Below are 12491 nucleotides of genomic sequence, written 5' to 3'. Positions count from 1 at the left end.
TGCGACCCTTTTTAATTCGTACGTACGTTTACTGAACTTGCGCATGCTGACACTTGCGATTGGCGCATTGTAACTTCACACCTCTCCCAAGCTTCTTCTTAACCAGCAAAGCAAAATCACACTCTGGGCAGCGGCCTTTGACCGGCGGTAGGTTCACTGCAAACTTGCATTTAGGGTAGTTATCACAAGCATAAAATGTTTTACCGAAACGCGTTTTACGCTCAACGAGCTGTCCTTGACCACATTCTGGGCAAGCATGCTGAGGCTCGGGTTGCTTTTCTGGTTCAGGCTGATTAATCGACTCGATGTGATGACAAGCAGGATAATGACTACAGCCGACAAACATTCCATATCGACCTTGGCGTAACACTAACTCGTTACCACAATCTGGGCACGGAACACCCAGTTCTTTGACGATGTGACCATCGTTGTTGTGCAATGCTTTAATGTAATCACAGCTGGGGTAATGGCTACAGCCGAGAAATGGACCGTGTTTACCGTGTTTGACCATCAACTCTGCACCGCATTTAGGGCACAGTTGATGCTCCAAGGCATGTTCATGGGCAGGGAACAGATTGTTGTCGATTTTACTACTCATAGTCACCGTTTAATGAAAGGCACACCAAATAGACAAGCTCGCGTTCTTATGTCATTGAACTCGAACTTATCTAGATTAGGTTTAGTGAAGAATTCCTTGCTCTTTGGTATACAACAGCTCTTCCATCAGCGTATAAGCGTTTTCATTGCCCGGCACATTAAACAGCACCATCAAAATGATCCACTTGAGATCTTCTAGCTCAAACTCGTTGGTTTCAAGCCCCATCACACGGTCAACCACCATTTCACGCGTTTCTGTCGTCAGTACATTCACTTGCTCGAGGAATAACAGAAAACCTCGGCATTCTAAATCCAAACGTTGCATCTCTTTCGCGGTGTAGATACGAGTCGATGACGATGCCATGCAAGTCGAGATAGCCGAAGAGGTATCACTTTGTTGCAGCGCAGCTAGCTCTTCTAACCAGACAAGGGCTTTATAGATATCTTTTTGCTGAAAGCCGGCACGAAGCAACTCCTCTTCCAACTCGTCTTGTTCGACCTGTAACTCTGCATCGCTATGGATGTAGGTTTCGAATAGATACATCAGTATATCCATCATCATAGCTAGCCCCTCCCCTTTCGAATATAGCCACCTGAAACCGCAACAACATGCCCAGAGAGTTCTAGCTCTAAGAGCTGCATCATGACTTCTTGGACAGGTATATGGGTCCTGTTTGCAAGAATATCAACCGGTGTAGCTTCAGTTCCTACGTTAGCTAACAGCTGAGGAAATGGCAATTCTTCTTCATCATTTAACGTAGAAAATAAATCAATACCCTGATTAATAGACCAAGCAAGCAAGGATTGTATTTCATCCAAGACATCTTGAGTCTTTTCTACGAGGCAAGCGCCATGACGAATCAATTGGTTACCACCACTGGCATTCGGCGCGTGAATCGAAGCAGGTAAAGCAAAGACTTCACGTCCTTGTTCAAGTGCATACCGAGCCGTAATGAGAGAGCCACTTTTCCCCGCCGCCTCCACCACGAGCACACCCAGCGATAATCCACTAATAATGCGATTTCGGCGCGGAAAGTTTTCAGCTCGAGGTTTAGCGTTGGGACGAAATTCAGACACAAGTGCGCCATTGTCGACCACTCGCTTGGCGAGGCCATGATGACGAGCCGGGTAAATATGCTGCAATCCAGAACCAAGCACGGCAATTGTCTTGCCTTTCGCTTGCAATGCCCCGTCGTGGGCATGACCATCAATGCCTAAGGCTAAGCCACTGGTGACAATCAAATCATGCTGAACAAACTCCGCTGCAAATGTGCGCGCATGTTGCAGACCATCAATACTCGCATTGCGACTGCCCACTATCGCAATCTGCGGTTGAGACAAATACGCAAGACTTCCTTGGACAAACAGTAATGGGGGCGGTGCTACAATTTGTTTGAGTTGTGGAGGATAAAGTGGGTCATTCAGTGTCAGGATATGATGATTTGGAGAAGTATCAAGCCAAGTTAAGCAGGCTTCAACTTCCTTGTCCGTTGAAGCCCATGCTTGGATTTGCTTTGTCGTTAATCCTAGTTGTTGCAGCTCTTCAGGAGAGAAGTTGACGATGTTACGCGGCGTATCTCTGGCAAGCAGCTTATTCATTTTGACCCCGCCAATGCCTGGCAAGCAACTCAGCTTAAGCCAAGCAGCAAGGTCGCTATCATTGCGTGTCGTCATCAGTGGTTGGCTCTTGAGTGAGAGGCGAAACCACAGAGACCTTGTTATTGATAGGCTTAGTACTATTGGTGATCAAAGCTAAACTGAAATACTCATAAGGGCGAATCACTACTAACTCGCCCACTTTACTCTGTGGTAACGTAATTTCCTTATCAAGCACACCGAAATCTTTTTTGAAGTGGTCGCCATCTTGATAAACCGGATGCGCATCTTCTTTTAGGTCAAAAATGCTTCCTTGTTGCAGCTTATCTGCCGTCCCTTTGTCAATCACCACCACCTGATTAGTCGAACTAAAGCGGATGCCTTCGATATTGCCGAGTAACTTCGCCGAACTGCCATGAGGGGAAGGTAATGGGTAAAATGTAGTGGTAAATTTCCCGCTCTCTAACATTTGATTTGGCAAAGCGATGTCGTTACGTAAGATCTCTTGCAGCTGTGACGTAATTTGTAACCCAGAATAATCCCTCGTAGCTTCTACCAACTCACCTTTCGCAATCAAACGCAGTGCGGTGATCTGATGCGACACATCATCACGAGAAAAGGTTTCGACAGGACGATAAATAGCCCAGCCTGTCGCTGTTTGCTCACCACTGATGTACAACGTATCTTCTGCCGTCAGGTATTTACTGCCCTTATTACTGCCCATTACTTTAGCCGCATTTTCTAAAGTAGCATCATCGACCAACCGGTCCGATTTTAAGTAAGGGGTAACTAACCCTTCTGATACCGTTGGCACGGCTTTCTTTTCCGTGATGCGCGCTTTAGGGCTCAATTTTTTGACTGGCTTTAAGCTCAATACCGGTTGACCGTTAATCCACACTAAAGACAGCTTATCTCCAGGGTATATTAAGTGCGGATTATCAATCTCGGGATTCACTTGCCACAAACGAGGCCACAACCAAGGGCTGTCGAGGTACATCGCCGAAATGTCCCATAACGTATCGCCCTTAACCACAACATACGTCTGGGGGGCATCATCTTTTACGGTCAGTGGTTTCGCGGCTGTATTTGCTACGGTATTGAAAGAGAAAAGTAACGGCAACGTAACACTCGCTACGTTACGGAAAATTCGATTCATGACCTTCGTCCTTGGTCTATTAGCAGTAATCGGAATGGAAATTGGTGCAAGGATGCTGTCATTTAGGCTATAAAATGTCTAGAATTGAGCCAACAAGGTTTGTGCTGTTTCGGCACAGTTCAATATTTCGAGTGAATATGTCTGTATTACAAGTATTAACATTTCCAGATGATCGCCTGCGCACAGTCGCGAAGCCTGTGGAAGCGGTGACTCCTGAGATCCAAAAAATCGTCGATGACATGATCGAAACCATGTACGACGAAGAAGGTATTGGCCTAGCAGCAACACAGGTTGATATCCACCAACGTATCGTAGTGATTGATATTTCAGAAACTCGTGATGAGCCGATGGTGCTGATCAACCCTGAGATTCTGGAAAAGCGTGGCGAAGATGGCATTGAAGAAGGCTGTCTGTCGGTACCCGGCGCACGCGCACTTGTGCCTCGCGCTGCGGAAGTGACGGTTAAAGCTCTCGATCGCGAAGGCAAAGAGCTCACCTTTGACGCGGACGATCTGCTCGCAATTTGTATTCAACACGAACTGGACCACCTACAAGGTAAACTGTTCGTTGACTACTTATCGCCACTCAAGCGTAAGCGTATTCAAGACAAGCTAGCAAAAATCAAACGCTTTAACGAGAAACAGCACAGCGCTTAATCTAGTTACTACAAATTAATCAGAAGGAAGCCTACCTTGAGTCAGTCTTTACGTATTGTCTTTGCAGGTACTCCAGATTTCGCCGCCCGTCACTTGGCGGCGTTGTTGTCTTCGGAGCACGAAGTCATCGCGGTTTACACAAACCCAGATCGTCCAGCGGGTCGTGGCAAGAAATTGGCTGCGCCACCGGTAAAACAACTGGCGCTGGAACACAACATCCCGGTTTACCAACCTGAAAGCTTTAAGTCCGACGAAGCGAAGCAAGAACTTGCCGATCTGAACGCCGATCTAATGGTTGTCGTGGCGTACGGTATGCTACTGCCACAAGCGGTTCTTGATACCCCTAAACTGGGTTGTATCAACGTACATGGCTCCATCTTACCTCGTTGGCGTGGTGCCGCGCCTATCCAACGCTCTATTTGGGCGGGCGATACCGAAACAGGCGTGACCATCATGCAGATGGACATCGGTCTCGATACCGGTGATATGCTGAAGATTGCGACCTTGCCAATCGAAGCGACGGATACCAGCGCTTCAATGTACGAAAAGCTGGCAGAGCTTGGCCCAGAAGCATTGATTGATTGCCTAGACGACATTGCGGCGGGTAAAGCAGTGCCAGTGAAGCAAGACGATGAGCTAGCGAACTACGCAAAGAAACTCAGCAAAGAAGAAGCACGCATCAACTGGAACGACGATGCGGCGCACATCGAGCGCTGCGTTCGTGCATTTAACCCATGGCCAATGAGCCACTTTATCGCGGCTGAAAACAGCATTAAAGTGTGGCAAAGCCGTGTGGCAGAGCAAACTAGCGATAAGCCTGCCGGTACTATCATTCAGGCAGATAAAACCGGCATTTACGTGGCCACAGGCAACGGCGTACTGATATTGGAACAACTGCAAGTTCCTGGCAAAAAAGCCATGTCAGTTCAGGATATTCTGAACTCACGAGCGGCTTGGTTTGAAGTCGGCACTCTGCTGGTTTAAACCATACTAGGGGTTATCATCCCCAATAATACGAACTTTTAGAGGGCAGAGATGCCCTCCTTTACTTTAAGGTACTCATCATGAATGTTCGCGCTGCAGCTGCTAACGTCTTGTATCTTGTCGTTGACAAGGGCCACTCACTTTCAAGCGCTCTTCCAGCGGCGCAACAAAATGTAAGACCTCGTGATCATGCGCTTTTACAAGAGATCTGTTACGGTACGCTGCGTTACCTACCTCGCTTAGAAACGATCGCTAGCCAACTGATGGACAAGCCTCTGAAAGGCAAGCAGCGAGTGTTCCATCACCTCATTCTGGTGGGCATTTACCAATTAAGCTTTATGCGCATTCCCGCGCACGCGGCGGTTGGTGAAACGGTGGAAGGCACGAAAGAACTAAAAGGCCCTCGCCTACGTGGTCTGATCAACGCCGTATTGCGTAACTATCAACGCAGCCAAGAAGAACTCGACCAAATTGCCGTCAGCCACAACGCTGGTAAATACGCTCATCCAAGCTGGTTGCTCAAGCTGTTACAAGAAGCGTACCCAGAACAATGGGAAGGTATTGTTGCAGCAAACAACCAAAAAGCACCAATGTGGTTGCGGGTGAACCACCAACACCACACTCGTGATGAATACCTTGCGCTACTCAAAAATGAAAACATTGATAGCACACCACACTCCCAAGCAATGGACGCCCTACAATTGGCCGCGCCCTGTGATGTGACTCATTTACCTGGCTTTGATAAAGGGTGGGTATCGGTACAAGATGCGGCGGCTCAGCTGGCTATCAACTACCTAAAACCACAAGACGGCGAACTGATTTTAGATTGCTGTGCAGCGCCAGGTGGCAAGACGGCGCACATTCTAGAGCGCACGTCGGGCAGTGAAGTGATCGCGATCGACTGCGACGAAACACGCTTAAAACGCGTGCATGAAAACCTGAAGCGTCTCAACCTTCAGGCAAAAGTGGTTTGCGGTGATGCGCGTAATCCACAACAATGGTGGCAAGGTGAGCAATTTGATCGCATTTTACTCGATGCACCATGTTCTGCGACGGGCGTGATTCGTCGCCATCCAGACATCAAATGGTTACGTCGTGCAGACGATATTGCAGCTTTAGCCGAACTGCAACGTGAGATTTTTGACGCGATGTGGACGCAGCTGAAACCGGGCGGTACCATGGTTTACGCGACGTGTTCTATCACACCGCAAGAAAACGTCGAGCAAGTGAAAGCGTTTTTAGCACGCACCACGGATGCACAATTGATGGATTCTGATCCCACTCAGCCTGGCCATCAAATTCTACCAGGCGAGGAAAATATGGACGGTTTCTACTACGCGGTGCTCACCAAAACACACGCGTAATAGCATACTAAATAGGGCGATTGGGATGAATTCAATCGCCTTTTTCAGATAACGAGAAAAGAGTATGAAGATCATTATTCTTGGTGCAGGTCAGGTTGGCGGCACATTGGCGGAAAACTTAGTCGGTGAGAACAATGATATCACCGTCGTTGACAATAACACCGACCGACTGCGTGAACTGCAGGACAAGTACGACCTGCGGGTTGTGAACGGCCATGCGAGTCACCCAGACGTGCTGCATGAGGCCGGCGCGCAAGATGCTGACATGCTCGTCGCGGTAACCAATACCGACGAAACCAACATGGCGGCCTGTCAGGTGGCATTTACTCTGTTCAATACGCCAAATCGCGTTGCTCGTATTCGTTCGCCCGAATATCTGGCAGAAAAAGAAGCCCTATTTAAATCGGGGGCCATTCCTGTCGATCACCTTATCGCCCCCGAAGAGCTGGTCACGAGCTACATCGAGCGTCTGATCCAATACCCAGGCGCACTGCAAGTCGTGAGCTTTGCCGAGCAGAAAGTCAGCCTCGTGGCGGTAAAAGCCTACTATGGCGGCCCGCTGGTCGGCAATGCGCTGTCTGCCCTACGCGAGCACATGCCACATATCGATACCCGCGTGGCGGCCATATTCCGTCAAGGTCGTCCAATTCGTCCACAAGGCACCACCATTATCGAAGCCGATGATGAAGTATTTTTTGTCGCGGCAAGTAACCACATTCGGTCGGTGATGAGTGAACTGCAACGCCTTGAGAAGCCTTATCGCCGCATCATGATTGTCGGTGGCGGTAACATTGGGGCGAGCTTAGCGAAACGCCTCGAACAAAACTACAAAAGTGTAAAGCTGATCGAGCGTAACTATCAACGCGCAGAGCAGCTTTCTGAACAGTTAGAAAACACCATCGTATTCTGTGGCGATGCGGCCGATCAAGAGCTCCTGTCTGAAGAAAACATCGACCAAGTAGACGTTTTTATCGCACTGACCAACGAAGATGAAACCAACATCATGTCAGCCATGCTGGCAAAACGCATGGGTGCGAAAAAAGTCATGGTATTGATCCAGCGTGGCGCGTACGTAGACTTAGTACAAGGCGGCGTGATTGATGTGGCGATCTCACCACAACAAGCCACCATCTCTGCCCTCCTGACGCACGTTCGTCGTGCCGACATTGTGAACGTCTCTTCTCTACGCCGTGGGGCGGCAGAAGCCATTGAAGCCGTCGCCCACGGTGATGAGAGCACATCGAAAGTGGTTGGCCGTGCAATTGGCGATATCAAACTCCCGCCCGGGACCACCATTGGTGCTATCGTTCGTGGTGAAGAAGTACTCATCGCCCACGACCGTACCGTCATTGAGCAAGATGACCATGTGGTGATGTTCTTGGTCAACAAAAAATACGTATCAGACGTCGAAGCGCTATTCCAACCGAGTCCATTCTTCCTTTAGGATTTCCCTATGGTCAACTTACGTCCCGTACTCTTGGTCATTGGGCTGGTTTTATCCAAACTGGCCCTGTTTATGTACGTGCCGACTTTGGTCGCTTTCTTCACTGGTACGGGTGGATTCCTCGATTTCGCTCAAGCCGTTGTGATCACGCACCTCGTTGCCTTTATCTGTTTGACGATTGGCCGAACCGCCAAATTCAAACTCAGTGTGCGCGACATGTTCCTCATTACCAGCTTGGTGTGGACCATCGCCAGCGCCTTCGCTGCGCTGCCATTTGTGTTTATCAACCATATCAGCTTTACTGACGCCTACTTTGAAACCATGTCAGGCATCACCACGACAGGCTCTACCGTACTGACTGACTTAGACAACATGGCGCCGAGTATCTTGCTCTGGCGTTCGATTTTGCAATGGTTAGGCGGTATCGGCTTTATTGTGATGGCGGTTGCTGTACTCCCTATGCTCAATGTCGGCGGTATGAGACTGTTCCAAACCGAATCGTCCGATTGGTCAGATAAAAGCAGCCCGAGGGCCAAAACGGTCGCCAAAAACATCGTGATTGTCTACCTGATGCTGACGGGTTTGTGCATTATCGGATACCTACTCACCGGAATGAACCTGTTTGAAGCCACCAACCACGCACTGACCACACTGTCTACGGGCGGATACTCAACGTCTGATAATTCAATGAACACCTTCTCCAACGGCGCACATTGGGTCGCGACGGGCTTTATGTTCTTGGGTGGCTTGCCGTTCTTGCTCTTCATCGCGGCTTTACGCAAACGCCGCCTCAATGCATTGGTCAAAGACGCTCAAGTACGAGGGTTTGCTTACCTGTGCCTTTTCTCAAGCTTAGTGATTTCTGCCTGGTTAGTGATTCGAGATGGGTACACTATTTGGGATGCGCTACGAGTATCGATGTTTAATATCGTTTCTGTCGTCACAACAACAGGTTTTGGCTTAGAGGACTTTACGGCATGGGGCACATTGCCCACAACGCTATTCGTCTTCTTGATGATGGCAGGCGCATGTTCAGGCTCAACGTCTGGCGGGATCAAAGTCTTCCGCTTTCAAATTGCGATGACATTGCTGAATAAACAAATGATGAAACTGGTTCACCCTTCCGGTGTGTTTGTTCAACGTTACAACCAACGCCCAGTGAATGACGATATTGTTCGTTCACTGGTCGCGTTTGGTTTGATGTTCTTGATCACCATCATTTTTATCGCAGGCTGTTTAAGTATTCTGGGGTTAGGTCCTATCACTAGCATTTCTGGCGCAATTACCGCCGTGGCAAACGTCGGCCCAGGTATAGGCGCGGTTATTGGTCCAACAGGTAACTTTGCCCCATTGCCCGATACTGCGAAATGGCTATTAAGTTTTGGCATGTTAATGGGACGCTTGGAAATTCTGACCATTCTTGTCCTGTTCTTCCCGGCGTTTTGGCGCCGTTAACCTCTCTTCACTCCAAAGGTATAATAATGAAAACATGGATCACTCTGGCGACCCTCCTCGCCACCTCATCCACTTACGCCGCTGAGGTTGTCACTTTAGCGGATGGACGAGAAGTGAAGTTGAACGATGACTTTACTTGGGAATACGTGATGAACAGTCCTGCGCCACAAGCGGCAGAGACTCAAGCGACAACCAGCGCGGTTGAAACGGTCGCAACTTCTGCGATTGCGACGATTCCAGTCGTAACGAAAACTATCGGTACTACCGTGATGGTAAACGCAAAAAAAACAACCATGCAACTGTCTGACTCTGGTGTCGACGTACTGATTGGCTCCGCGAGCTATGAAGGTGGTGAGCTCGTACTGCCAACGTCCATTACCAACCAAAGCTCACAGTCGGTGATTCAAATTGATGTGGAAGTGCAGGTATTTGATATGTCTGGCAAGCAACTAACCAAGGAAAACGTGACGGTTTGGCAATCCATCAAGCGAATGGCGGATACTTACCTGCGTCCACAGCAAGCGAAGCAAGGGAAAGCCATCAAACTGGCTGTGCCGAAAGCTCAGCAATACCAATTTTCCGCGAAAGTGTTAGACATCAAAACGCGTTAATCTATTAAACTTTGATAGACATAGCACCTCGCGAACAGAACATGCTTTGTCGGACCAATCTCTGTCTCGCTGGCTTAGATAGGCTCGACAAAGTAATAAATCGCGAAGAAGTGACACACGCATCCCGCTAAGACAAAACCATGCCAGATCGCATGATTAAACGGAATACGCTTAGCGACATAGAAAACCACCCCGAGCGAATATATGATCCCACCAGCCGCCAACAATGTCAGTCCACCGATATCAAGATTAATCGCGAGTTGGTAAATGACAATCAACGACGACCAACCCATCAGCAAATAGGTCATCAGTGATAGCTTTTTAAAGCGATAAACAAACGCCACTTTCATCATGATGCCAATCAGCGCAACACTCCAAATGAAAATCATCAGCCCGATGGCTAAGGGGGTACGCAAACTCACCAGTAAAAAGGGCGTATAGCTGCCAGCAATGAGCAGATAAATAGCACAGTGATCGAAGGTTTTCAGCCAACGTTTGGTCCGAGGATGAGGGATCGCATGATACAGCGTAGACGCCAAAAACAGCACAATAATACTGGCGCCGTACACGGCCATGCTGGTCAAGGTCAGTGTATCGGCTTGCTGATCTATGGCTTTGCTTAACAATAGAATCAGACCAACAATGCCAAAAATCATTCCAATCCCGTGAGTGAGGGTATTGGCCAGTTCTTCACTTTGACTGTATTGAGACTTCTGCGGTAAGGACATCAATGTGCCTGTTCGAGAGTTTTAAATTCGTCCTAGTATCGCACATTAAAAGCTTACACGTGTAAGCTTAAATTAAGACTCGTGCGTAACTGTCGTTTGGTCGAGATAAGTGAGAACAAGCTCACCAACCTCATCTAGGTTCGTGCTCACGGGAATGCTCAATTCTCGCTTGAGTTTTCCTCTCCCAAGTAAACTTGCGAGCATGCCACCCTCGCCCTTGCGTGTACGATCGACTTCAAACCATAACTTGAGTTCTTGCTCGTTACGGTGAGCGACAAATTCTAACTCACGCCACACACCATGGTATGGCCCATCAGTCGGCACCATCTCAAATTCTTGCACAAATGGTAGGTCGAACCCTTTTACTTCCTCACACTCCACTTGGCGAAGGCGCAAACCATGCGCTTCAAATGCCGATAATACCGCATCCATCAGTGGGTCAGGTCGAACGGTGAGGGTATCTTTATCGGTCGGATCCAGAGCTGCGGCGACGTCTAAACCGGTTTCAAGCCACACTTTGGCATCTCCAATCGTGACCGGTGTATTCCAAGGCACCTCGAGCGTCACATCGAAGGTACGCTCTTCACCGGAATGGATAGTAAACGCATAAGGGAGGCTCCACTTCGCAAGCACATGAGTTTGTGGGACTCGGCGCATGCTGTGTCCTTCTTGCGCCCCTCGGTCATCTGGCGCTTCCGCGATGTAACGACAACAAAGCTTTAAATCAATGTTATCGATCGCCTGTTCGGTTGCACCACCATAAACATGGATAGACACATTCACACTTTGACCAGGGTATAGCACGTCTTGGTTTAGAATTGAGTCAACCTTCGCGCTCCCAATCCCAAAGCTTGCCAGTGTCTTCTTTAAAAATGACATAGCCACCTCCTTTGTCCAGATTTCATACTACTCCTGCTGATCATGGGATCAAACAAAATTCACCTCGTTATTTGTCATAAAATGACAAAAACCAAACAATTCAACTGTTCAACTATCGACCAATTATTACAAGAATGCTAACCTTACAATTGATATGCATGCATATCAGTATTCCTGACTCATTAACTGGATTGGCGAGAGCCAAAAGAGTGATTCTTCAATCTTGTTGGAGCCTAGCTCATAATGATTCAGGCCATAACATCGGCAATGGAGATGCCTGACAGTTAGGTAATTTAATGCGCCCAACAACAGTCAGGTTCGCACACACTAATACTAGTGCAATGCGCCGCCGCAGTGGCTTTACTACTGCACCAAAGGCAAAGCAAGTTGCGCCAGCAATGACATTGGTTGAGAAGACGGCAATGATGTCGAGTGTTCCGACCAAAGTTATCAAAGCAGCTTAATCAAAAGCGCAGCGCAAGCTGCGCTTTTTTTGTCTATCCGCTACGAGAATGACTGGGTATGAATCCTATTCTTGTTTGGTCTTCACCAAGCAATTTGATACCTTTAGGCTCAATTACACCAATACACTCTGTGGAGAAAGAAATGAAGTGTCATCGTATTGAAGAGTTGCTTGAGCTGCTAGAACCCGAGTGGCACAAAGATCAAGACATGAACCTATTAGCGTTCATCGTGAAATTAACCCAAGAAGCAGGTTACGAAGGAAGGTTGGAAGATCTCACTGACGACGTGCTGATCTACCATCTTAAAATGCGTAACAGCCACAAAGATGACATGATCCCAGGTCTAAAGAAAGACCAAGAAGAAGATTTCAAAACCGCCATCTTACGCGCTCGCGGCATCATCAAATAAACCGGCCAATAACGACTTTTTGCGGCGATTTTTTAGAACCAAACACTTTCAGCACCACGACGGTTGTAACTGATCAGCCAATTATTGGGTTAACTGTACTGACTTTTGTTGTTAAAGGTTGACTGCGTTAAAGAAAAGAAATTGTTAT

The 12491-nt window shown here is 48.1% G+C and carries 14 protein-coding genes; 8 read left to right on the top strand and 6 right to left on the bottom strand.

Annotation, left to right across the window (positions count from 1 at the left end; translation table 11 throughout):
- Nucleotides 1-28: 28 nt before the first annotated feature.
- The 4 genes from AC3D28_RS11570 to AC3D28_RS11555 form a co-directional block, all read right to left on the bottom strand.
- Complete coding sequence (locus tag AC3D28_RS11570) at nucleotides 29-598, bottom strand: DNA topoisomerase family protein (RefSeq protein ID WP_488534823.1); 570 nt, start codon at nucleotides 596-598, stop codon at nucleotides 29-31.
- Nucleotides 599-679: 81 nt separating this feature from the next.
- Complete coding sequence (locus AC3D28_RS11565) at nucleotides 680-1159, bottom strand: DUF494 family protein (protein ID WP_098416960.1); 480 nt, start codon at nucleotides 1157-1159, stop codon at nucleotides 680-682.
- Nucleotides 1160-1161: 2 nt separating this feature from the next.
- Entirely contained in the window at nucleotides 1162-2271 is a 1110-nt protein-coding gene (gene dprA / locus AC3D28_RS11560; RefSeq protein ID WP_488534822.1) for a DNA-processing protein DprA, read from the bottom strand.
- Nucleotides 2255-3349, bottom strand: coding sequence for a LysM peptidoglycan-binding domain-containing protein (locus tag AC3D28_RS11555; RefSeq protein WP_488534821.1), 1095 nt, complete (start codon nucleotides 3347-3349; stop codon nucleotides 2255-2257). Before AC3D28_RS11555 ends, dprA begins: the two co-directional genes overlap by 17 nt.
- A gap of 137 nt (nucleotides 3350-3486) precedes the next feature.
- Between AC3D28_RS11555 and def the strand changes: the two genes are divergently transcribed.
- The 6 genes from def to AC3D28_RS11525 all read left to right on the top strand — a co-directional run bounded on the left by def (nucleotide 3487) and on the right by AC3D28_RS11525 (nucleotide 9863).
- Nucleotides 3487-4005: a peptide deformylase gene (gene def / locus AC3D28_RS11550; protein WP_098416965.1), complete on the top strand. Its 519-nt coding sequence runs from the start codon at nucleotides 3487-3489 to the stop codon at nucleotides 4003-4005.
- A 36-nt stretch (nucleotides 4006-4041) separates the two neighbouring features.
- Nucleotides 4042-4989 carry a methionyl-tRNA formyltransferase gene (fmt, locus tag AC3D28_RS11545; RefSeq protein WP_488534820.1) on the top strand — a complete coding sequence of 316 codons (948 nt, stop codon included), beginning with the start codon at nucleotides 4042-4044 and terminating at the stop codon, nucleotides 4987-4989.
- A gap of 80 nt (nucleotides 4990-5069) precedes the next feature.
- Nucleotides 5070-6353: a 16S rRNA (cytosine(967)-C(5))-methyltransferase RsmB gene (gene rsmB / locus AC3D28_RS11540; RefSeq protein WP_488534819.1), complete on the top strand. Its 1284-nt coding sequence runs from the start codon at nucleotides 5070-5072 to the stop codon at nucleotides 6351-6353.
- Between the two features lie 64 nt (nucleotides 6354-6417).
- Nucleotides 6418-7797, top strand: coding sequence for a Trk system potassium transporter TrkA (gene trkA, locus AC3D28_RS11535; protein ID WP_488534818.1), 1380 nt, complete (start codon nucleotides 6418-6420; stop codon nucleotides 7795-7797).
- Nucleotides 7798-7806: 9 nt separating this feature from the next.
- Nucleotides 7807-9252 (top strand): TrkH family potassium uptake protein, encoded by a 1446-nt coding sequence (locus AC3D28_RS11530; RefSeq protein WP_488534817.1) that lies wholly within the window; start codon nucleotides 7807-7809, stop codon nucleotides 9250-9252.
- A 26-nt stretch (nucleotides 9253-9278) separates the two neighbouring features.
- Complete coding sequence (locus AC3D28_RS11525) at nucleotides 9279-9863, top strand: DUF3157 family protein (protein WP_488534816.1); 585 nt, start codon at nucleotides 9279-9281, stop codon at nucleotides 9861-9863.
- A 74-nt stretch (nucleotides 9864-9937) separates the two neighbouring features.
- Here the strand turns inward: AC3D28_RS11525 and trhA are convergent, their stop codons facing one another.
- Together trhA and AC3D28_RS11515 are read right to left on the bottom strand one after the other, a co-directional pair.
- Nucleotides 9938-10591: a PAQR family membrane homeostasis protein TrhA gene (gene trhA / locus AC3D28_RS11520; RefSeq protein ID WP_488534815.1), complete on the bottom strand. Its 654-nt coding sequence runs from the start codon at nucleotides 10589-10591 to the stop codon at nucleotides 9938-9940.
- Between the two features lie 72 nt (nucleotides 10592-10663).
- Nucleotides 10664-11470 carry a sporulation protein gene (locus tag AC3D28_RS11515; RefSeq protein ID WP_488534814.1) on the bottom strand — a complete coding sequence of 269 codons (807 nt, stop codon included), beginning with the start codon at nucleotides 11468-11470 and terminating at the stop codon, nucleotides 10664-10666.
- 296 nt (nucleotides 11471-11766) lie between these two features.
- Between AC3D28_RS11515 and AC3D28_RS11510 the strand changes: the two genes are divergently transcribed.
- On the top strand, nucleotides 11767-11934 hold the full coding sequence (locus AC3D28_RS11510; protein WP_098416978.1) for a hypothetical protein: 168 nt from the start codon (nucleotides 11767-11769) through the stop codon (nucleotides 11932-11934).
- Nucleotides 11935-12076: 142 nt separating this feature from the next.
- Nucleotides 12077-12343 (top strand): YihD family protein, encoded by a 267-nt coding sequence (locus AC3D28_RS11505; RefSeq protein WP_098416980.1) that lies wholly within the window; start codon nucleotides 12077-12079, stop codon nucleotides 12341-12343.
- The last annotated feature ends 148 nt before the right edge of the window (nucleotides 12344-12491 follow it).

Source organism: Vibrio sp. TAP-3B (assembly GCF_057784735.1).
The sequence above is the reverse complement of the archived record's forward strand: the minus strand, read 5'-3'. Positions and strand labels throughout refer to the sequence as shown.